The sequence below is a fragment of the Bradyrhizobium sp. Leo114 genome (genome assembly GCF_055229415.2).
The window spans coordinates 22,927-43,263 of record NZ_JBUYEN020000055.1 but is presented as its reverse complement, the minus strand read 5'-3'; the positions used below and the strand labels follow the sequence as shown (position 1 = coordinate 43,263).

General features: G+C 64.8%; 19 protein-coding genes and 1 other RNA gene. 8 read left to right on the top strand and 12 right to left on the bottom strand.

Features of this window, described 5'->3' with window-relative positions:
- Window positions 1-327: 327 nt before the first annotated feature.
- From dapD to dapE, 3 genes are all read left to right on the top strand, one after another.
- Entirely contained in the window at window positions 328-1,173 is an 846-nt protein-coding gene (gene dapD / locus ACZIRK_RS38425; RefSeq protein WP_130229722.1) for a 2,3,4,5-tetrahydropyridine-2,6-dicarboxylate N-succinyltransferase, read from the top strand.
- 51 nt (window positions 1,174-1,224) lie between these two features.
- On the top strand, window positions 1,225-2,433 hold the full coding sequence (locus ACZIRK_RS38420; protein WP_474419282.1) for an MFS transporter: 1,209 nt from the start codon (window positions 1,225-1,227) through the stop codon (window positions 2,431-2,433).
- A gap of 89 nt (window positions 2,434-2,522) precedes the next feature.
- The gene (dapE, locus tag ACZIRK_RS38415) at window positions 2,523-3,677 is read left to right on the top strand and encodes a succinyl-diaminopimelate desuccinylase (RefSeq protein ID WP_130229720.1); all 1,155 of its coding nucleotides are present in this window, start codon (window positions 2,523-2,525) and stop codon (window positions 3,675-3,677) included.
- A 229-nt stretch (window positions 3,678-3,906) separates the two neighbouring features.
- On the opposite strand, the gene ACZIRK_RS38410 is transcribed toward dapE, so the two are convergent.
- The 4 genes from ACZIRK_RS38410 to def form a co-directional block, all read right to left on the bottom strand.
- Window positions 3,907-4,242: a GIY-YIG nuclease family protein gene (locus ACZIRK_RS38410; RefSeq protein WP_130229719.1), complete on the bottom strand. Its 336-nt coding sequence runs from the start codon at window positions 4,240-4,242 to the stop codon at window positions 3,907-3,909.
- Between the two features lie 21 nt (window positions 4,243-4,263).
- On the bottom strand, window positions 4,264-5,001 hold the full coding sequence (gene truA, locus ACZIRK_RS38405; RefSeq protein ID WP_130229718.1) for a tRNA pseudouridine(38-40) synthase TruA: 738 nt from the start codon (window positions 4,999-5,001) through the stop codon (window positions 4,264-4,266).
- Window positions 5,002-5,007: 6 nt separating this feature from the next.
- Window positions 5,008-5,943 carry a methionyl-tRNA formyltransferase gene (gene fmt / locus ACZIRK_RS38400; protein WP_130229717.1) on the bottom strand — a complete coding sequence of 312 codons (936 nt, stop codon included), beginning with the start codon at window positions 5,941-5,943 and terminating at the stop codon, window positions 5,008-5,010.
- Between the two features lie 133 nt (window positions 5,944-6,076).
- Complete coding sequence (def, locus tag ACZIRK_RS38395) at window positions 6,077-6,604, bottom strand: peptide deformylase (RefSeq protein ID WP_130229716.1); 528 nt, start codon at window positions 6,602-6,604, stop codon at window positions 6,077-6,079.
- A gap of 170 nt (window positions 6,605-6,774) precedes the next feature.
- Between def and ACZIRK_RS38390 the strand changes: the two genes are divergently transcribed.
- Both ACZIRK_RS38390 and ACZIRK_RS38385 read left to right on the top strand, forming a co-directional pair.
- Window positions 6,775-7,983 (top strand): DNA recombination protein RmuC, encoded by a 1,209-nt coding sequence (locus tag ACZIRK_RS38390; protein WP_130229715.1) that lies wholly within the window; start codon window positions 6,775-6,777, stop codon window positions 7,981-7,983.
- A 143-nt stretch (window positions 7,984-8,126) separates the two neighbouring features.
- The gene (locus tag ACZIRK_RS38385) at window positions 8,127-9,497 is read left to right on the top strand and encodes an AmpG family muropeptide MFS transporter (RefSeq protein ID WP_130229714.1); all 1,371 of its coding nucleotides are present in this window, start codon (window positions 8,127-8,129) and stop codon (window positions 9,495-9,497) included.
- A 71-nt stretch (window positions 9,498-9,568) separates the two neighbouring features.
- Here the strand turns inward: ACZIRK_RS38385 and ACZIRK_RS38380 are convergent, their stop codons facing one another.
- From ACZIRK_RS38380 to ffs, 5 genes are all read right to left on the bottom strand, one after another.
- Complete coding sequence (locus ACZIRK_RS38380) at window positions 9,569-10,003, bottom strand: hypothetical protein (protein ID WP_130229713.1); 435 nt, start codon at window positions 10,001-10,003, stop codon at window positions 9,569-9,571.
- A 24-nt stretch (window positions 10,004-10,027) separates the two neighbouring features.
- Complete coding sequence (recR, locus tag ACZIRK_RS38375) at window positions 10,028-10,633, bottom strand: recombination mediator RecR (protein WP_474419281.1); 606 nt, start codon at window positions 10,631-10,633, stop codon at window positions 10,028-10,030.
- Window positions 10,634-10,954 carry a YbaB/EbfC family nucleoid-associated protein gene (locus ACZIRK_RS38370; protein WP_028169302.1) on the bottom strand — a complete coding sequence of 107 codons (321 nt, stop codon included), beginning with the start codon at window positions 10,952-10,954 and terminating at the stop codon, window positions 10,634-10,636.
- A 92-nt stretch (window positions 10,955-11,046) separates the two neighbouring features.
- The gene (locus ACZIRK_RS38365; protein WP_130229711.1) at window positions 11,047-12,864 is read right to left on the bottom strand and encodes a DNA polymerase III subunit gamma/tau; all 1,818 of its coding nucleotides are present in this window, start codon (window positions 12,862-12,864) and stop codon (window positions 11,047-11,049) included.
- A gap of 109 nt (window positions 12,865-12,973) precedes the next feature.
- Window positions 12,974-13,070, bottom strand: an RNA gene (ffs, locus tag ACZIRK_RS38360) — signal recognition particle sRNA small type.
- 192 nt (window positions 13,071-13,262) lie between these two features.
- Here ffs and ACZIRK_RS38355 point away from each other — a divergent pair.
- From ACZIRK_RS38355 to ACZIRK_RS38345, 3 genes are all read left to right on the top strand, one after another.
- A complete protein-coding gene (locus tag ACZIRK_RS38355; RefSeq protein WP_474419280.1) occupies window positions 13,263-13,682 on the top strand; it encodes an HIT domain-containing protein in 420 nt (139 codons plus the stop codon).
- Window positions 13,683-13,689: 7 nt separating this feature from the next.
- On the top strand, window positions 13,690-14,640 hold the full coding sequence (gene nudC, locus ACZIRK_RS38350; protein WP_130229709.1) for an NAD(+) diphosphatase: 951 nt from the start codon (window positions 13,690-13,692) through the stop codon (window positions 14,638-14,640).
- 141 nt (window positions 14,641-14,781) lie between these two features.
- Window positions 14,782-15,285: an Lrp/AsnC family transcriptional regulator gene (locus tag ACZIRK_RS38345; RefSeq protein WP_028169306.1), complete on the top strand. Its 504-nt coding sequence runs from the start codon at window positions 14,782-14,784 to the stop codon at window positions 15,283-15,285.
- A gap of 134 nt (window positions 15,286-15,419) precedes the next feature.
- Here ACZIRK_RS38345 and ACZIRK_RS38340 read toward each other — a convergent pair whose 3' ends face one another.
- The 3 genes from ACZIRK_RS38340 to hrpB all read right to left on the bottom strand — a co-directional run bounded on the left by ACZIRK_RS38340 (window position 15,420) and on the right by hrpB (window position 20,323).
- The gene (locus ACZIRK_RS38340) at window positions 15,420-16,919 is read right to left on the bottom strand and encodes a phosphomannomutase/phosphoglucomutase (protein WP_474419284.1); all 1,500 of its coding nucleotides are present in this window, start codon (window positions 16,917-16,919) and stop codon (window positions 15,420-15,422) included.
- Between the two features lie 195 nt (window positions 16,920-17,114).
- Window positions 17,115-17,630, bottom strand: coding sequence for a TIGR02281 family clan AA aspartic protease (locus tag ACZIRK_RS38335; protein ID WP_474419279.1), 516 nt, complete (start codon window positions 17,628-17,630; stop codon window positions 17,115-17,117).
- Between the two features lie 218 nt (window positions 17,631-17,848).
- The gene (hrpB, locus tag ACZIRK_RS38330) at window positions 17,849-20,323 is read right to left on the bottom strand and encodes an ATP-dependent helicase HrpB (protein WP_130228543.1); all 2,475 of its coding nucleotides are present in this window, start codon (window positions 20,321-20,323) and stop codon (window positions 17,849-17,851) included.
- Between the last annotated feature and the right edge of the window lie 14 nt (window positions 20,324-20,337).

Genomic DNA, 20,337 nt, shown 5'->3' with positions numbered 1-20,337 from the left:
ATGCTTCGACGTATCCATTCCAATGCGGATAATCTGCGTCACGAACGGCTCCCTCGTTTGAGATTTCGACAACCTCATTCTGGCACAACTGATGCCGTAGGGGGCCGTCCACCCCATCAACCACAGGGAAGTGTTGTGGCGCGAGCAAGCAGTTACAGCTTCGCATATTACTAAGCCCTGTGGTTATGGGTCCCGGGTCCCGGCTACGCCAAGAGGCTTCGCCGCGGCGCGCAAGCCCGGGACGACAGCGAGTTAGCCTTGACTCCGCCGGCCCAAATCCCGAAAAAGCTCCAAATACCCTCCCCGCCCGCCTCAAGGAATCGCCCGATGTCGCTGTCCGCCCTCGAGTCCATCGTCAACGCCGCGTTCGAAGCCCGCGACGGCATTTCGACATCGACCACGGGCGAGGTGCGCGAGGCCGTGGATTACGCGCTCGAACTGCTCGACAAGGGCGAGACGCGCGTCGCCGAGCGTGAGACGAGCGGCAAATGGAAGGTCAACCAATGGCTGAAGAAGGCGGTGCTGCTGTCGTTCCGCCTCAACGACATGGGACAGATTCCCGGCGGTCCCGGCAAGGCGTCGTGGTGGGACAAGGTGCCCTCGAAATTCGATGGCTGGGGTGAGAACCGCTTTCGTGACGCTGGCTTTCGCGCGGTGCCGGGCGCGATCGTGCGCCGTTCCGCCTTCATCGCCCGCAACGTCGTGCTGATGCCCTCCTTCGTCAATCTCGGCGCCTATGTCGATGAAGCGACCATGGTCGACACCTGGTCGACCGTCGGCTCCTGCGCGCAGATCGGCAAGCGCGTGCACATCTCCGGCGGTGTCGGCATCGGCGGCGTGCTCGAGCCGCTGCAGGCCGAGCCCGTGATCATCGAGGACGATTGCTTCATCGGTGCCCGCAGCGAGGTCGCCGAAGGCGTGATCGTGCGCAAGGGCGCGGTGCTCTCGATGGGCGTGTTCCTCGGCGCGTCCACCAAGATCGTCGATCGCGAGACCGGCGAGACCTTTGTCGGCGAAGTGCCGGAATATGCCGTGGTCGTGCCCGGCACCTTGCCGCCCAAGCCGATGAAGAATGGACAGCCGGGCCCGGCCACCGCCTGCGCCGTCATCGTCAAGCGCGTCGACGAGCGCACCCGCGCCAAGACCAGCATCAACGAATTGCTGCGGGACTGAAGACGCAGCCAAGGTCGCTCATGGGGTATGATCGCTCGAAAGGTCATCCCTATGGCTGAGGCGAGCCCCCGACCAGCCCTTCGCGACATCCCGCCGGGTATCTGGGCGCTCGGTTTCGTCTCGATGCTGATGGATATCTCTTCGGAGATGATCCATGCATTGTTGCCGGTCTATCTGGTGACAGTGCTCGGCACCTCGATGGTCACCGTCGGCGTCATCGAAGGCATCGCCGAAGCGACGGCGTCGATCACCAGGATATTTTCCGGCGCGCTGTCCGATTGGCTCGGCCAGCGAAAATGGCTGGCGGCGCTCGGCTATGGCCTTGCGGCGCTGACCAAGCCAATCTTTCCACTGGCGCCGACAGTCGGCTGGCTGATGGCCGCGCGCCTCATCGACCGGATCGGAAAAGGCATTCGCGGCGCCCCGCGCGACGCGCTGGTGGCGGACATTGCTCCGGCGCATCTGCGTGGCGCCAGCATTGGCCTGCGGCAGTCGCTGGATACGGTCGGCGCCTTCGTCGGGCCATTGATCGCCATCGGCTTGATGTGGCTGACTTCAGACCATTTCAAGGCCGTGTTCTGGTTTGCAGTGATTCCTGGCTTGCTGTCGTTCGCACTTATCGCGTTTGCCGTGCGTGAACCCGCGCGGGCGAAAGGGTTGCGCGAGGTGCGCAATCCAATCAGCCTCGGCGAAATCAGAAATCTGGGCGCGGCCTATTGGTGGGTGGTGGCGATTGCGAGCGTGTTCACGCTGGCCCGCTTCAGCGAGGCGTTTCTGATCCTCCGCGCGCAGAATGTTGGCCTGCCGGTTACGCTCGCGCCGGCCGTGCTGGTCCTAATGAATGTCGTTTATGCCGGCGCGGCATATCCGGCCGGCGTGGTGTCCGATCGCGTGAACCGCACAACCGTGCTGGCGTTCGGCATCGTGCTTTTGATCGTCGCCGATCTTGCGCTCGCGCTGCTGCCCAGCATGACCGGTGTGGCGCTGGGCATCGCGCTGTGGGGACTGCACATGGGCTTCACGCAAGGACTGCTGGCGGCGCTCGTCGCGGATACCTCGCCCGCCGAGCTGCGGGGCGCGGCTTACGGCTTTTTCAACCTGCTCTGCGGGATCGCAATGCTCGTGGCCAGCGTGATCGCAGGCGCATTGTGGGACAGTGCCGGACCGCAAGGCACCTTCTTCGCGGGTGCCGGCTTTGCGCTGCTTGCACTGGCAGGTCTGCTCGGCGTGCGGGGCCGCGCCAAGGTCGCGGCAGGCTGATCGGCTGCGTCGCAGAGCCGCAACACGAAGTCGGGAGCATGGCGCGCAAGGCTGGCCCGCCGCCGCGGTGACGTGTTAAGTCCGGAAGCATGACCGATGCCATCTCCATCACGCGCGACCTTGTCCGCTGCCCTTCCGTCACGCCCGCCGACGCCGGTGCGCTCGGCGTGCTCGAGAACATCCTGAACGCCGCCGGCTTCGAGGTGCACCGCGTCACCTTCAGCGAGCCCGGCACCGCCGACATCGACAATCTCTATGCACGTATCGGCGATCAGGCGCCGCACATTACCTTTGCCGGCCATACCGATGTGGTGCCGCCGGGCGACGAGTCTGCCTGGACGCATGGCCCGTTCTCCGGCGAGGTGAAGGACGGCTTCCTCTATGGCCGCGGCGCCGTCGACATGAAGGGCGGCATCGCCTGCAGCGTCGCCGCGGCGCTCGAATATCTCAGGGACAATGGCGGCAGGCCAAGGGGTTCAATCTCATTCCTGATCACAGGCGACGAGGAGGACGTTTCCATCAACGGCACGATCAAGCTGTTGAAGTGGGCGGCCGAGCGCGGCGAAAAGTTCGATCATTGCGTGCTCGGCGAGCCATCCAATGTCGAGGTGCTCGGAGACACCATCAAGGTCGGCCGCCGTGGCTCGCAATCCGGCACGCTCCACGTCGAGGGCGTGCAGGGCCATGTCGCCTATCCGCACCGCGCCTCCAATCCGGTGCCGGACATCTCGAGGTTGATCGTGGCGCTGAGCGACGAGCCGCTTGATAACGGCAGCGCACAATTCCAGGCCTCCAACCTCGAATTCACCTCCGTCGACGTCGGCAATGCCGCGAGCAACGTCATCCCCGGCCAGGCGCGGGCGAAATTCAACATCCGCTATAACGACAATCACACCCAGGAGAGCCTGCGCAAGCTGGTGGAGGAACGCCTCGTCAAAGCCTGCGGCAACCGGATCCGCGCCCGCATCGTGTGGGAGCCATCGAACTCGAACGTGTTCGTCACCAAGCCCGGCCCGTTCACCGACCTTGCGGTGGCAGCGATCGAAGCAGTGACGGGACACAAGCCGGAGCTTTCGACCTCAGGCGGCACGTCGGATGCCCGCTTCATCTCGAGCTATTGCCCGGTGATCGAATTCGGCCTGGTCGGCCAGACCATGCACCAGATCAACGAACGCACGCCGGTCGCCGATCTGGAAAAACTGACGCAAGTCTATCGCGGCGTGCTGGACAGGTATTTTGGGTAGCGCTGGGGCTTTCCTCGGCCTTAGCTCCCTAGTCCGCCGTCATGGCCGGGCTTGTCCCGGCCATCCACGCCTCTCCGCCTGGTAACCTCTCCATCGTCATGCCCGGCCTTGTGCCGGGCATCCACGCCCTTCTCCAGCCTCCCACAAAGAAAGACGTGGATGGCCGGGACAAGCCCGGCCATGACGCGGGTGGAAGCAGTTCACCAACAATGGGAAGCAACAAGCCCCGCTACTGGGTGATCGTCTCGTACAGATCATTCCACTCGGGATTGCCGGCCAGGATCAGCCTAACCTTCCACTTGCGCGGCCAGTGCTTCATATTGTGCTCGCGTTGGATGGCAGTTTGGATGTCTTCGTACCGTTCGAAATACACCAAGCGCTTCACCGAATATTTCTTGGTGAACCCAAGGACCAAGCCGTTTCGGTGCTCGTAGATGCGGCGAACGAGATCGTTCGTCACGCCGACACACAGGATGCCGTTCGGTGCACTTGCCAGAATGTAGACGTAGCCCCCACGCATGGTCGCATGTTGACGCACGTGGATGGCCGGGACAAGCCCGGCCATGACGGCGGAGTAGCGTCGGCCCTAATACTCCACCCGCACCAGATAGAGCCCCTCCGGCGGTGCCACCGGGCCGCAGGCGGCGCGGTTGCGGGCGGCGAGTGCTGCGGCGAGATCGTCGGCGGTCCAGCGGCCTTCGCCGACCCAGACCAGCGAGCCGACCATCGAGCGCACCTGGCTGTGCAGGAACGAGCGCGCCGAGGTGACGATGCTGACCGCATCGCCGCTGCGCGTAACGTCAAGCTGGTTGAGCGTTTTCAGCGGCGATTTGGCCTGGCATTCGGTGTCGCGGAAGGTCGTGAAATCGTGCTTGCCGATCAGGCGCTGCGCGGCTTCATGCATCGCGTCCGTATCGAGACGGCGCGGCACGCGCCAGACGCGGCCGATGTCGAGCGCGAGGTTCGCGCGCGTGCTCCGGATACGATAAAGATAATGACGCTTCTTCGCGGAGAAGCGCGCCTCGAAATCATCCGCCACGATCTCGGCCGCGAGCACCGCGATCGGATTTGGGCGCAGATGCGCGTTCAGGCCGTCGCGCAGGCGGTCCGGCGGAAACGGCTTTGCGATGTCGCAATGGGCGACCTGTCCGAGCGCATGCACGCCGGCATCGGTGCGGCCGGAGCCATGGACGCGCACGTCCTCACCGCACATCGCCTTCACCGCGGCCTCCAGCGCGCCCTGCACTGTCGGCGCCGTCTCCTGGATTTGCCAGCCGGAGAACGGTGTGCCGTCATATTCGATGGTGAGCTTGTAGCGGGGCATGACGGCTTAAGTGAACCGCGCGCCGGCCTTCAGCGGCGTGCCGCGCAGGAAGTCGACCGACTTCATCCGTGCCTTGCCTTCGCGCTGCAGCTCGAGAATGCGGATGGCGCCCTCGCCACAGGCGATCGCGAGATTATCGTCGAGCACCGTGCCGGATGTGCCCGAGCCGCTCGCCAGTTCGCAGCGAAGAATCTTGATGCGGACCGGTTCGCTATCGGCTGACAACTCGGCCCAGGCGCCGGGGAATGGGGAGAGGCCGTGGATGTGCCGCAGCACGGCGTGCGCAGGCCTGTTCCAGTCGATCCGCGCTTCCGCCTTCTCGATCTTGGCGGCATAGGTGACGCCGTCCTCGCTCTGCCTGGTCAGTTGCAGCGCGCCGCGTTCCAGCGCGGCCATCGCCCGCACCATCAGGTCGGCACCGAGCGGCGCCAGCGCATCGTGCAGATCGGCCGCCGTCATCCGGTCGGTGATCGCAAGCCGCTCGGCCATCGCGACATCGCCGGTGTCGAGGCCGACATCCATCTTCATCACCATCACGCCGGTCTCGGCATCGCCGGCCATGATGGCGCGGTTGATCGGCGCGGCGCCGCGCCAGCGCGGCAGCAGCGAAGCGTGCAGGTTGTAGCAGCCAAGCCTTGGTGCATCGAGGATCGCCTGCGGCAGGATCATGCCATAGGCAACCACGACGGCCGCATCCGCCTGATGCGCGCGAAATTCCTCCAGCGCTTCCGGTGTCTTCAACGTCTTCGGCGTCAGCACGGGAATGCCGAGCCGCCGCGCCTCCTGCTCAACCGGCGTCGGTTGCAGTTGCAGGCCGCGGCGCCCGCCCGGCTTCGGCGCACGGGTATAGACGGCAGCGATCTCGTGGCCGTGGCCGGCCAGCTCGAGCAGCGTCGGCACGGCGAAATCGGGCGTGCCCATGAAGATCAGGCGGAGCGGCATTGGTCACACTTCAAATGGTTCAGTTTTCTCCGTCATGCCCGGGCTTGTCCCGGGCATCCACGTCTTGCCTGTCGCCGACCAAGGACGTGGATGGCCGGGACAAGCCCGGCCATGACGGCGGAGAGATTGTAACCTACTCCACCGCGCGCTTGGCGGCCTTGGCGAACTTCTTCAGCACGCGGTCGCGTTTCAGCTTCGACAGATAGTCCACGAACAGGATGCCGTTCAAATGGTCGATCTCATGCTGGATGCAGGTGGCGTAGAGGCCCTCGGCGTCCTCTTCATGCACCTTGCCGTCGATGTCGGTGAAGCGCACGCGCACCCGCGCCGGCCGCTCGACCTCCTCGTAATATTCGGGGATCGACAGACAGCCTTCTTCGTAGACCGACTTCTCCTCGGACGCCGAGATGATCTCCGGGTTGATGAACACGCGCGGCTTCGGCGTGGTCTCGCCGTTCTCGTCCTTTTTCGCGAGATCCATGGTGACCAGCCGTAGCGGCTGCGCGACCTGGATCGCGGCCAGCCCGATGCCGGGCGCCTCGTACATGGTTTCGAACATGTCGTCGATCAGCTTGCGGATCTCAGGCGTGATCTTTTCGACGCGTTTGGAAACCAGCCGCAATTGCTTGTCCGGCAGGATGATGATTTCTCTCAAGGCCATGGCGGGCGATTTAAGCGCTTGATATGCCGCGGTCAATGCGATCCGGAACCGGTTAAGACGGCCTTAACCATGATTCTTCTGCTTTTCTTAACCACGAATCTTCACGGCTTGTTAACCATAAATGTTCCACTTTCGTTCGCAGTCGCCTGCGAATCGGCTATAGCGCTTGCATGAGCGAGATTCTCTTCATGGTCGGCGACTGGCCGGTCCGCGTCGCGGACGCCTTGGTTGCGTTCGGCGTGCTCGCGCTCGTCCTGCTGCTGACGATCGCCATCGTGATCGCGCGGTCCTCCCGGCGCGGCGCGGAACTGGCTGTCGCGCAGACCATCCGCGCCGATGAGCTGGAAGAGCGGCTGAGCGAGGTGCTGCGCGCCCAGAGCGAGGCGAGCGGCCGGGTCGATGCGATGACGCAGGCGCTCGCCGGCCGCCAGGCCGAGATGGCACGCGCCGTCAACGAGCGGCTGGATTCGGTCACCCACCGCGTCGGCCAATCCATGGAACAGACCACGCGCCACACGATGGACAGCCTGCGCCATCTGCATGAACGGCTCGGCATCATCGACAACGCGCACAAAAACCTCACCGACCTGACGACGCAGGTGACGACGCTGCGCGACGTGCTCGCCAACAAGCAGTCGCGCGGTGCCTTCGGCCAGGCGCGGATGGAGGCGATCGTCCAGGACGGACTGCCGAAGGGCTCCTTCGAATTCCAGTTCACGCTCTCGAGCGGCAAGCGGCCGGACTGCGTGGTGTTCCTGCCGGACCAGCGCCCGCTCTGCATCGACGCGAAATTCCCGCTGGAGGCGATGACCGCGCTGCACGACGCACGCAGCGATGAGGAACGCAAGATTGCCAGCCAACGCCTACGCAATGACGTGATGAAGCATGTCAGCGACATCGCGGAGAAATACCTGATCGCCGGCGAGACCCAGGACACCGCGCTGATGTTCGTGCCGTCCGAGTCGGTCTATGCCGAGATCCATGACGGCTTCGACGATGTGATCCAGAAGGCCTACCGCGCCCGCGTAGTGCTGGTGTCGCCGTCGCTATTGATGCTCGCGATCCAGGTGATGCAGCAGATCATGAAGGACGCACGGATGCGCGATGCAGCCGACCAGATCCGCACCGAGGTGATCAAGCTCGGCGACGATCTGTCGCGGCTGCGCGACCGCGTGCTCAAGCTGCAGAACCATTTCTCGCAGGTGAACGAGGACGTACGCCAGATCCTGATCTCCGCCGACAAGATCGAAAAGCGCGCCGGCCGGATCGAGGAACTCGATTTCAGCAAGTCAGACGCCCCGGTGGAACTGCCGCGGATCGTGACCAGCGGAAGACCCGAATTGTTCCCCGCCCCGCCCAAGCTGCAGGCGGGGGAGTAGCCCGCCGTAAGATGGGTAGAGCGCAGCGAAACCCATCAATACCACCGCCGCGGGGACGCGATGGGTTTCGCTGCGCTCTACCCATCCTACAATTGCCACGCTTGCGGGGCGGATTTTCCTGTCGAATCTGCTAACAGGGCTCCATGACCGCGCCTGAAGCGACAGCCGCCGCGACCGAGAAAGCCGAGCCTGCCGCCACCTCCTGGCGCGACAGCCTTGCCGTCTATCTGCAGCCGCGCGTCCTGATCGTGCTGGTGCTGGGCTTCTCCTCCGGCCTGCCGCTGGCGCTGTCGGGGTCGACGCTGCAGGTGTGGATGCGCGAGGTCGGCGTCGATCTCGGCACCATCGGCCTACTGGCGCTGGTCGGCACGCCCTACACGCTGAAATTCCTCTGGGCGCCGCTGGTCGATGCGCTGCACGTGCCGTTCTTCACGCGACATTTCGGGCGGCGCCGCGGCTGGCTCTTGTTCTCGCAACTGCTGCTGATCACCACGATCCTGCTGCTCGCGATCGCCGATCCCGCGCGCTCGCCCTGGTTCGCCGCCTTCGCCGCGCTGCTGGTCGCCACCACCTCCTCGACGCAGGACATCGTCGTCGATGCTTTTCGTGTCGAGAGCCTGCCCGAGAGCGAGCAGGCCGCCGGCATGGCCTCTTATGTCGCGGCCTATCGCATCGGCATGCTGGTCTCGACCGCCGGCGCGCTGTTCATGGTCAGCGGGTTCGAGGGCGCGGGCGTGGTGCGCTCGGCGGCATGGATGTGGGGCTATGTCGCGATGGCCGCCCTCGTCGTGATCGGGATGATCACCGCTTTGGTTGCGACCGAGCCGGCGCAGTCAAAGGACGCCGAAGCGGCCACAGCCGCGCAAACGGCGTTCTCGCGCGTGATCCATGCGGCGGTCGGCGCCTTCTCCGAGTTCCTGAGCCGGCGCGATGCCATTGCGGCGCTTGCCTTCGTCGTGCTGTTCAAGTTCACCGACGCGTTCTCGGGCACGATGACGGCGCCGTTCGTGATCGACATCGGCTTCAGCAAGGTCGACTACGCCGCGATCGTCAAAGGCGTGGGATTGGCCGCCACCCTGATCGGCGGCTTTGCGGGCGGCTTCGTGGCGCGGCGCTATTCGCTGGCAACCAGCCTGTGGATCGGCGGGATCGTGCAGGCGCTCGCCAACCTCTCCTTCTCCTGGCTGGCGCTGGTCGGCGTCAACCAGTGGGCGCTGGCGCTCGCAATCACCTGCGAGAACTTCACCAGCGCAATCGGCACCGTGATCTTCGTCGCCTATCTCTCGGCGCTGTGCCGCAATCCCCTGCACACGGCGACGCAATATGCCCTGCTGACGGCGCTTGCCGCGGTGGGGCGCACCTATCTCTCGTCAGGCGCGGGTTTCGTCGCCAAGGCGACAGGATGGCCCTTGTTCTTCGCGATCTGCGTGCTGGTCGCGATCCCGAGCCTGATCCTGCTCGCCTGGCTGCAGCGCCGCGGGCATTTCGATGAACTCGGGCCGGTGAAGGTTTAGAACGTAGCCCGAGGTTGTTTCGTAAAGATCCCGGATTGCGCTTCGCTTCATCCGGGCTACGAGGCCAAACCTCAATGCTTCGTCACCACGCTCCACTTGGTGACGACCGCCTCGCTCATCTGCCCCGCTTCTTCCGCGCAGGCGACTTCGTCGACTTTCACCGAGATTTCCTTGCCGACAAAAGGCCTCAGTTGCGCGGCCTGCGCGTCATTGGCGGGGACAAGCTGGAACGTCTCAGGACCGGTCTCGAGATTGCACAGCCCGTTCGGCGGCGGCAGGCGGCGCGGTTCGCTGGTCAACTGATAGGTCGCGGTGCGCTTGCCGGCTTTCTTGATGTCGCGGACGCGCAGCGTGTTGAGCTCGCCCGACAGCACATCGCCAGCGTGGATCGGCTTGCCCGGCTTCGGCGAAGCCTGCGCCTCTTGGGCCAGCGCGGCGGGCGCGGTCAGCACCGCCCCCAGAATGACCGCAAAGCACAGGCGAATGCCGAATCGGTGGTTCGTCATCTCGTTCAGTTCCGTTGTGTTCAGCTAGAAGAGCGTTCGCTGCCGCATGGCTGCGGATAGCGTACCTTCATCGAGGTAATCAAGCTCGCCGCCGACCGGCACGCCATGCGCCAGCCGCGTCACCCGCACATTGGCCTCTTGAAGCATATCGGTGATGTAATGCGCCGTGGTCTGGCCATCCACGGTTGCATTCAGTGCCAGGATAATCTCGCTCACCTGCGAATCATGCGCGCGCGCCACGAGCTGATCGATGGTGAGATCCTGCGGGCCGACGCCGTCGAGCGGCGACAGCGTCGCGCCGAGGACGTGATAGCGGCCATTGGTCGCGTTCGCCCGTTCCAGCGCCCAGAGATCGGCGACGTCGGCAACGACAACGATGATGGAAGGATCGCGACGTGGATCGGTGCAGACCGTGCAGGGATTCTGCGTGTCGATGTTGCCGCAGGTCTTGCAGACCTGGATCTTGTCGATCGCCACCTGCAGCGCCGCGGCGAGCGGCGTCATCAGGGCTTCGCGCTTCTTGATCAGGTGCAGCGCCGCGCGCCGGGCCGAACGTGGACCCAGACCCGGCAGCCGCGCAAGAAGCTGAATCAGGCGCTCGATTTCAGGTCCGGCGACGCTTGCGGCCATTCAGGTGAGACCAAGTCCGGGCGGCAGGCCGAGCCCGCCGGTGAGCGCCTGCATCTTCTCCTGCACCGCGAGTTCCGCCTTGCGGCGCGCGTCGTTATGCGCGGTGACCAGGAGGTCCTCGAGGATCTCGCGTTCCTCCGGCTTGATCAGGGATGGATCGATCCTGACGCCCTTCACTTCCATCTTCGCGCTCATGCGCACGGCGACGAGGCCGCCGCCGGAAATGCCCTCGACCTCGACATTGCCGAGTTCTTCCTGCATCGCCTGCATCTTGGACTGGAGCTGCGCTGCCTGCTTCATCATGCCGAGAAAATCAGCCATCGGTGGTCCCTTCAATCTGTTCGCGCATGATCTTCGCGCCAACGCTGCGCGTTTGTCGCGAAGGAAAACCGGTCCCACCTTCGCGGATCATGTTAGTCGTCGCTGTCGCCGCTCTCGATGGGGTCTTCGCCGACAATATCGGTCTCCGCCGGCTCAGCGGCAAGCCTGCGCACCTCGACGACCTTGGCGCCGGGAAAGCGCGCCAGAACCTCCTTCACCCGCGGATCGGCTTCGGCCGCGCGCTCGCGCTGGCTCTTTTCGGCGAGATTTTGCGAGCGAATGGTCGGCTGCCCGGCTTCGTTGGAGACGATCACGGTCCAGCGACGGCCGGTCCATAGTTCCAATTTGCGCGAGAGATCGGTGACGAGGCCGCGGGAGGCATGCGGCTCCAGCGCAATTTCGAGCCGCCCGTCCTCGATCCGTACCAGCCGGACATCCGCTTCAAGCGCGCCCTTGGTCATCAAATCGCGCTTCTCGCCGGCAAGCGCGACAAGCTGCATGAAACTGGTGACGCGCAGTGCCGGCGCCGACTGCGTCTCGGGCACTGCTGCCTGCGGGCGCAGCGATGCCTCCGCGCTGGCCCGGGACATTGCCGCGGGAGCGCGCACCGGCGACGAGGCAATCGAGGAAATGGGCGCCGATGGGGCAGCCCGCGACGCTGTCGCGCCGCCCGCGACCACCGGCGACGCGCCGCCGTTCTGTTCGATCATCCTGATCGCTTCGTCGGGCGTCGGCAGGTCGGCGACATAGGCGATCCGCACCAACACCATCTCGGCGGCAGCAGCCGGGCGGGTGGCAGCCTGCACCTCGGCGATGCCCTTGAGCAGCATCTGCCACATCCGAGACAGCACCCGCATCGACAGTTTGGCTGCAAACTCGCGGGCGCGCACGCGCTCGGTCTCGCCGAACGCCACGTTGTCGGCGGTAGCAGGCACGATCTTCACGCGGGTAACGAAATTGACGAACTCGGCGAGGTCGGACAGCACCACCACCGGATCGGCGCCGACATCATATTGCGCGCGGAATTCGGTGAAGGCCGCCGCGATATCGCCGCGCGCCAGCGAATCGAAGAGGTCGATCACCCGCGTGCGGTCGGCAAGGCCAAGCATCTGCCGCACTTCCTCAGCGCGCACGGTTCCGGCCGCATGCGCAATCGCCTGGTCGAACAGCGACAGCGAATCGCGCACCGAGCCCTCCGCGGCCCGCGCGATAATGCCAAGCGCTTCGGGCTCGACCTCGACGCCTTCCTTGGTCGCAATGTTACCGAGATGCTTCATCAGCACGTCGGCCTCGACCCGGCGCAGGTCGAAACGCTGGCAGCGCGAGAGCACCGTGACGGGGACTTTACGGATTTCAGTGGTGGCGAAGACGAATTTGGCGTGCTCTGGCGGCTCTTCCAGCGTCTTCAGGAACGCGTTGAAGGCCGCGGTCGAGAGCATGTGGACTTCGTCGATGATGTAGACCTTGTAGCGCGCACTCGCCGGCGCATAGCGCACGCTGTCATTGATCTGGCGGACATCGTCGACGCCGGTATGGGAGGCGGCGTCCATCTCCAGCACGTCCATGTGCCGGCTTTCCATGATCGCCTGGCAGTGCAGACCAAGCACGGGCATCTGGATGGTCGGCCCCTTCAGCGAGCCGTCTGACAATTCATAGTTCAGCGCGCGGGCGAGGATGCGGGCGGTGGTGGTCTTGCCGACCCCGCGCACCCCGGTCAGGATCCAGGCCTGAGGGATTCGTCCGGTCTCGAACGCGTTCGAGACCGTGCGCACCATGGCCTCCTGGCCGATCAGATCGTCAAAGCTTGAAGGGCGGTATTTGCGCGCCAGCACCCGGTAGGGCTTTGCCGCTTCGAAGCCGGCCTGACCGGCGCCTTCAGCCTGATTCGGAGGAGCGCCAGCGTCGTTCATTGGTCGATCCGCAATTGAATGTCTCTCGGGCCGGCTTTGCGGAAAGGAGCGGAATCAAGCGCAAAACCGCGGAACAGCCCGCCTTCTGCATGATTCGCTCGAAAAACAGGTAGGAGACTGACGAGCGACCCGATCCGGACCTCGTTAGGGCTGCTTCCTTCCGGACCTGACCCGGTTGGCGAGTGGCTCGTCCACCGCCAATCTCCCGGTCCCTATTTGGGGCCAATGGGGCCGGAAAGCAAGCGTGGCCTGCGCGGAACGCACCGGGCTTGTGCCGGAGGCCAGAAAGGCTTTAGGTGCCGTCATGCCCGGGCTTGTCCCGGGCATCCACGTCTTCCTCTACGTTGTGACAAGACGTGGATGGCCGGAACAAGTCCGGCCATGACGGGGAAATATGCATGTCCGCCTCGACCTGGTCACTGCACGCACGCCTCAAGGAAGACACGATCAACATCGGCGATCTGCCGCTCTGCCGGGTGCTGGTCATCAAGGACGCCAATTACCCTTGGCTGTTGTTGGTGCCGCGCCGTGAGGGCGCGGTGGAGATCATCGACCTCGAGGAGGTCGAGCAGGCGCAGTTGATGACCGAGATCACCCGAGTCGCGCGCGCCCTGAAGGACATCACCAAATGCGACAAGCTGAACATCGCCGCGCTCGGCAACGCGGTGCCGCAGCTTCACGTCCATATCATCGCGCGCCGTACCAGCGACGCCGCCTGGCCGCGCCCGGTATGGGGCGTGGTGCCGCCGCTGGCACATGATGCCGAAGAAGTGCAGAATTTCATCAGCGCGCTTCGCCGCAAGATCTGGTTGGGTTGAAGAATAGATGTCAGCATTCGATAATTTTCCGCTGGGGCAGCCGGCCTTCGTCACCAATGTTCTCGACCGCGCCGCGCATCTGCGCACCAATGAAGAGAAGCTGTTCGCGCTGGAAAGCCGCCGCGACGCGCGCGCTTACGTGATCTACCGCGACTCGCTGGTGGTGAAGCAGGAGGAAGCCGGTCCGCGGGCACTGCTTTCGGTTGAGGAGGCGCTGAAATTCGGCGCCAATCCGGGCACGGTGTTTCTGGGCCTGCGCGATGGCGCGCCGGTATTCGGCATGGGCATTGCGCCGCAAGCAGCGGAAAAGTTGGTCGGCCGCAGCGACGTCGCCGTCGCCGAGCTGCGCGGCATGGCGATGCAGGGCACCGCCCCGCCCGACCAGCTCTCGGCGATCGCGATGGCGAAATCCATGGTGACCTGGCACCAGCGCCACGGCTTTTGCGCCAATTGCGGTGCGCGCACCGCGATGAAGGAGGGCGGCTGGAAGCGCGTATGCCCGAGCTGCAAGGCCGAGCATTTTCCGCGCACCGACCCTGTCGTCATCATGCTCGTGACCCATGGCGACAGATGCCTGCTGGGCCGCCAGAAGCAATTCCCTCCGGGGATGTATTCCTGCCTCGCGGGGTTTGTCGAAGCCGCCGAGACCATCGAGGATGCGGTCCGGCGCGAGATCTTCGAGGAGTCGGGAATCCGCTGCACCGAGGTCAATTACTACATGACGCAGCCGTGGCCCTATCCGTCATCCCTGATGATCGGATGCACCGCGCGTGCAACCAACGAAGAAATCATCGTCGACCGCACCGAACTCGAGGATGCGCGCTGGTTCGATCGCGCGGAGGCGACCTTGATGCTCAAGCGGCAGCATCCGGATGGCCTGGCCGGTCCACATCCCTTCGCCATTGCCCATCATTTGGTCGGACGTTGGCTGCATGGGAAAGACGCAGCGGGCGCATAGTGGCTCCGCAACGTACTGAAGTTGAAGAGTTTTTGGGACAGGACGAGAGCGGCCGCCCGGCCGAGAACAGCCAATAGGCTTGCTTTAGAAGATTTTTCTCTATATGAGGGACTTAGCCCCTTCATATGGAACTTTTTTCTCATGACCGACCTCGCCGTTCCGCTGCATGACGCCAATCGCCGGCTTGACGCCATCGACCGCAAAATCCTGACCGTGCTGCAGGAGGATGCCTCCCTGTCGGTCGCCGAGATCGGCGATCGGGTCGGCCTGTCCTCCACCCCCTGCTGGAAGCGCATCCAGCGGCTCGAGGCCGATGGCGTGATCCTGCGCCGGGTTGCGCTGGTCGACCAGAACAAGATCGGGCTCGGCATCACCGTGTTCGTGTCGGTCGAGAGCTCCGACCATTCCGAGGCCTGGCTGCGCAAATTCGCCGACGCGGTGAGCGCTATGCCTGAAGTGATGGAGTTCTACCGGATGGCCGGCGACGTCGACTACATGCTGCGCGTCGTGGTCGCGGACATGTCGAGCTATGACATCTTCTACAAGAAGCTGATCAGCGCGGTGCCGCTGAAGAACGTCACCTCGCGCTTTGCGATGGAGAAGATCAAGTCGGTGACCGCGCTGCCGGTGCCGGCGGCCGCGTAGAAGAGGATTGCCTCACTCAAGCCGTGGCTAAAAGCCGTCATACGCGGGCTTGACCCGCACATCCATCGATCTTCGCAAAGAGTTCGTTTCAGGATGGATTGCCGGGTCAAGCCCGGCAATGACGCGTTGAGGACTCAAATCTTCTGATTGTACTCGCCGACCTCTGGATGCGTGCGCAGCACGCCATCCACGGTCTCGAACATGTCGCGCATGCGCTGCTCGCTGACCGGGCTTTCGACCACCACCACGAGCTCCGGCTTGTTGGAGGAGGCGCGCACCAGACCCCAGCTGCCGTCCTCCACCGTGACGCGCACGCCGTTGACGGTGACGAGATCGCGGATCGCCTGGCCGCCGATCTTGGCGCCCTGCTGTTGCAGACCCTCGAAGTGCTTCACCACGGCGTCGACCACGCCGTATTTGGCCTCATCGGCGCAATGCGGTGACATCGTCGGCGACGACCAGGTCTTGGGCAGCGCGTCCTTCAGGTCGGCCATCGACTTGCCGGGCGCGCGGTCGAGCATCTCGCAGATCGCGATCGCCGAGACCAGGCCGTCGTCATAGCCGCGGCCGAACGGTGTGTTGAAGAAGAAGTGGCCGGACTTCTCGAAGCCGGCGAGCGCGCCGAGCTCGTTGGTGCGGCGCTTCATGTAGGAGTGGCCGGTCTTCCAATACGCGGTCTTGGCGCCTTGCTGCTGCAGCACCGGATCGGTGATGAACAGCCCGGTCGACTTCACGTCGACCACGAACTGCGCGTCCTTGTGGATCGCCGACATGTCGCGCGCCAGCATCACGCCGACCTTGTCGGCGAAGATCTCCTCGCCGGTGTTGTCGACCACGCCGCAGCGGTCGCCGTCGCCGTCGAAACCGAGTCCGACATCGGCCTTGTGCTGCAAGACCGCGTCGCGGATCGCGTGCAGCATCTCCATGTCTTCCGGGTTCGGATTGTATTTCGGAAAGGTGTGGTCGAGCTCGGTGTCGAGCGGGATCACCTCGCAGCCGATCGCCTCCAAGACCTGCGGCGCGAACGCGCCGGCGGTGCCGTTGCCGCAGGCCGCCACCACCTTGAGCTTGCGCTTAAGCTTCGGCCGGCTGGTGAGGTCGGCGATGTAGCGCGCCGGGAAATTCTCGTGGAACTGGTAGCCGCCGCCGGCCTTGCTGGTGAAGCTCGCGCCGAGCACGATCTCCTTCAGCCGCGTCATCTCGTCGGGCCCGAAGGTCAGCGGGCGGCTCGCGCCCATCTTGACGCCGGTCCAGCCATTGTCGTTGTGGGAGGCGGTGACCATCGCGACGCAGGGCACGTCGAGGTCGAACTGCGCGAAATAGGCCATCGGCGTCACCGCGAGCCCGATGTCGTGCACCTTGCAGCCCGCGGCCATCAGGCCGGAGATCAACGCATATTTGATCGCGGCGGAATAGCCGCGGAAATCGTGGCCGGTCACGATCTCCTGCTTGACCCCGAGTTCCGCAATCAGCGCGCCGAGCCCCATGCCCAGCGCCTGCACGCCCATCAGATTGATTTCCTTGCCGAACAGCCAGCGCGCGTCATATTCGCGAAACCCGGTCGGCTTCACCATCGGCTCGGATTCGAAGGCATAGGTGTTCGGAACCAGAACGGGCTTGGGCTTTGGAAACATCTTGTAGCAGCCTCGCGAGAGCGTGATGGTCAATGCTGCAGCCAATAGCCAAAGGCGGACTGCGGCGAAAGGTGGGATCGGCTGCTATTGGCCGACAATTGCGGCGGATTTGTTGGCCGGGAAATGCCCACTCAGAAGGCATAAATCGCGTCAGCGATCACTGGCGATTTCGATCGCGGTAGCAAGCAAGCTATCTTACTGCTCCAGCACGAGCCTGCCGTTGGCATATTCGAAGCGCTTCAGCTTGGACAGGAAGGACAGGCCGAGCAGGTTTTCGGAAAGCGCTTCGTCGGGCAGCACCATGGCGTCGACGTTGCGGACGATGAGGCCGCCGAGATCGATCATGGCAAGGCGGGCGCGCGCGGCCTTGATGGTGCCGTTGGCGGTGGTGACGGTGGCGGTGTAGTCGCCGCGCGACGGGCGCAGGCCGAAGCGCGCGGCGGATTTCTCATTCAGCGCAACAAGCGAGGCGCCGGTGTCGACCATGAAGTCGATGCGCTGGCCGTCGATGCGGCCGTCCGTCGCAAAGTGTCCGCGGGGGTCGCGAGGAATGCTCAGCGTGCGGCCGCCGCCCTGCGCCACGGTCTGAACGGGGATACTCTTCGAAGCGGTCGTGGCGGACGCGGAGGCCGGCGTCATCTTGTCCGCCATCTGCGCCATGAAGCTGCCGAGGCCGACCAGGATGGCGGCAAGGATCATTATGTTACGCATGACGCCACGCAGATTTCCAGGAACTGGCCGATTTCACCACGCCATCCGCCGTCTCGCGACCGGCAGCGGCGATGGAGCCTGCCATTTTCGCGAAAATGATGAGTGAAGCGTTAACGGCAACGCCGTCATACGCGGGCTTGACCCGCGTATCCAACGATCTTCAGAAAAGCTTCTTGGGATGGATTGCCGGGTCAAGCCCGGCAATGACGAAGCGAGGACTACGTCCCGCGCGGCTTGGCCCGACGCGTCGGCACGGCATTGGCAGGGTCCTCCGGCCATGGGTGCTTCGGGTAGCGCCCGCGTAGATCGGCACGCACGGCACTGTAGCTGCCGCGCCAGAAGCCTGGCAGATCCCGCGTCACCTGCACCGGGCGCTGCGCCGGTGACAGCAATTCCAGCACCAGCGGCACAGCGCCCTTCGCGATCGATGGATGGATGTTGAGCCCGAACAGTTCCTGCAGCCGGACCGCGATGGTCGGGCCCTGCTCGGCCTCGTAGTCGATCGCAAGCTGGCTGCCCGTCGGCGCCTCGAAATGGGTCGGCGCCTCCTGCTCCAGCCGGGCACGTAGATTCCAGGGCAACAGCGCCATCAGCGCATCCGAGAGATCGCCGGCCGACAACTCCTTGAGCGAGGTCTTGTCGTAAAGCGCAGGCACCAGCCAGGTCTCGCGCTCCCGCGCCAGCGCCTCATCCGACAGATCCGGCCAGCTATCGCCTTCGGCCTTGCGCAGGAACATCACGCGGTCGCGCCATTGCTTGGCGTGCTTTGACCACGGCAACTTGTCGAGGCCCGCAGCGATCAAGCCATCTGCAAGCACGCGTGCAGTCTCCGCCGACGGGGACAGCGCCACCGGCGCTTCCGACAGCGTGATCGCATGCAGCGTGCGCCTGCGCCGCGCGCGCAGCGCCATCGCACTTCGGTCGAACGAAATATCTTCCGTAGTCTCGATCTCACCTGCGAAACGCAGCTCGATCTCTTCCAGAGTGATCGGCGCCGCCAGCAGGATCCGGCCGCTCGCCGCGGTGCCGGTCAACTCTCCGACTGCGATATAGGATGAACGCGCAAGTGGGGACGTCTGCTCGACGCTGGCGCCGCGGCCGTTGGCGAGCACAAAGCTGCCATTGCCGCGGTTGCGCGCGACGCGATCGGGAAAGGCGAAGGCCAGCATCGTGCCGGTGGAGAGCTCGCCTATGGCCTCGGACGCTTTCGACGACGTCACCTGCGAAGCCCAGCGCTGCGCGAGGCTGCGCGCGCTCGAGGCCCGCTGCGAGCGATCGCGACGGAACTGATCGAGCCTGACATCAAGATCGACACTGTCGCCGCCGAGCCCGCGCTCGGTGAGCACCGCTGCGATCTCCGCGGCTCCTGCCGCCGCGCCAAACCGCGTCGAATCCACGATCATGCGGGCGAGCCGCGGCGGCAGCGCCAGCGCACGCAGGCTGTTGCCTTCCGCCGTGATCCGGCCGTCGACATCGAGCGCGCCGAGTTCGCGCAGGAGCACGCTTGCTTCGTTCCAGGCCGGCAGCGGCGGCGGATCGAGGAACGCAAGGCCGGACGCATCGCTGACACCCCATTGCGCGAGGTCGAGCACCAGCGAGGACAGGTCGGCGGACAGGATCTCGGGCTGGGTGTAGGGCGCGAGCGAGGCGGTCTGCGGCTCGTCCCACAGCCGGTAGCAGACACCGGGCTCGGTACGGCCGGCGCGGCCGCGGCGCTGATCGACCGCGGCACGCGAAGCGCGCACGGTCTCGAGGCGCGTCAAGGCGATGTCGGGCTCGTAGCGCGGAACGCGCGACATGCCGGAATCCACGACAATGCGCACACCCTCGATGGTCAGCGAGGTCTCGGCGATCGAGGTCGCCAGCACCACCTTGCGGTGACCCTTGGGTGCCGGCGCGATGGCGCGGTCCTGAACGCTGGCATCGAGCGCGCCGAACAGCGGCACGATCTCGATCGCAGCGTCGCGGATGCGTTCTTCGAGAAAATTCTGCGTGCGTCGGATTTCGGCAGCGCCCGGCAGGAACGCGAGCACCGAGCCGGGGTCGGCGCGAAGCGCTATTGAGATCGCCTCCGCCATCTGCCGCTCCAGCGGAACGTCCATCTTGCGACCCAGATAACGCGTCTCCACTGGAAAGGCGCGGCCTTCACTCTCAACAACAGGTGCATCGCCCAGCAGCTTGGCGACACGTGCGCCGTCGAGCGTTGCCGACATCACGAGCAGGCGAAGATCCTCGCGCAAGCCCTGCTGCGCGTCGCGCGCCAGCGCGAGTCCCAGATCGGCATCGAGCGAGCGCTCATGAAATTCGTCGAACAGGACTGCGGCAATGCCTGTGAGTTCGGGATCGCCGAGGATCTGGCGCGAGAAGATGCCTTCGGTGACGACCTCGATGCGGGTGGCGCGCGACACTTTCGAGCCGAAGCGAACGCGATACCCGACGGTTTCGCCAACCCGCTCGCCAAGCGTCCGCGCCATACGCTCGGCGCTGGCGCGCGCCGCGATCCGCCGCGGCTCCAACACGATGATCTTCTTGCCGTTGGTCCAGGGCTCGTCGAGCAGCGCCAGCGGCACCCGCGTGGTCTTGCCGGCGCCGGGCGGCGCGACGAGCACGGCCGTATTCTTCGCCGCAAGCGTCGCCGCGAGCTCGCCGAGCGCTGCGTCAATGGGAAGTGGAGTGTCGAAATGACGGGGCACGGCCTCACCACGTC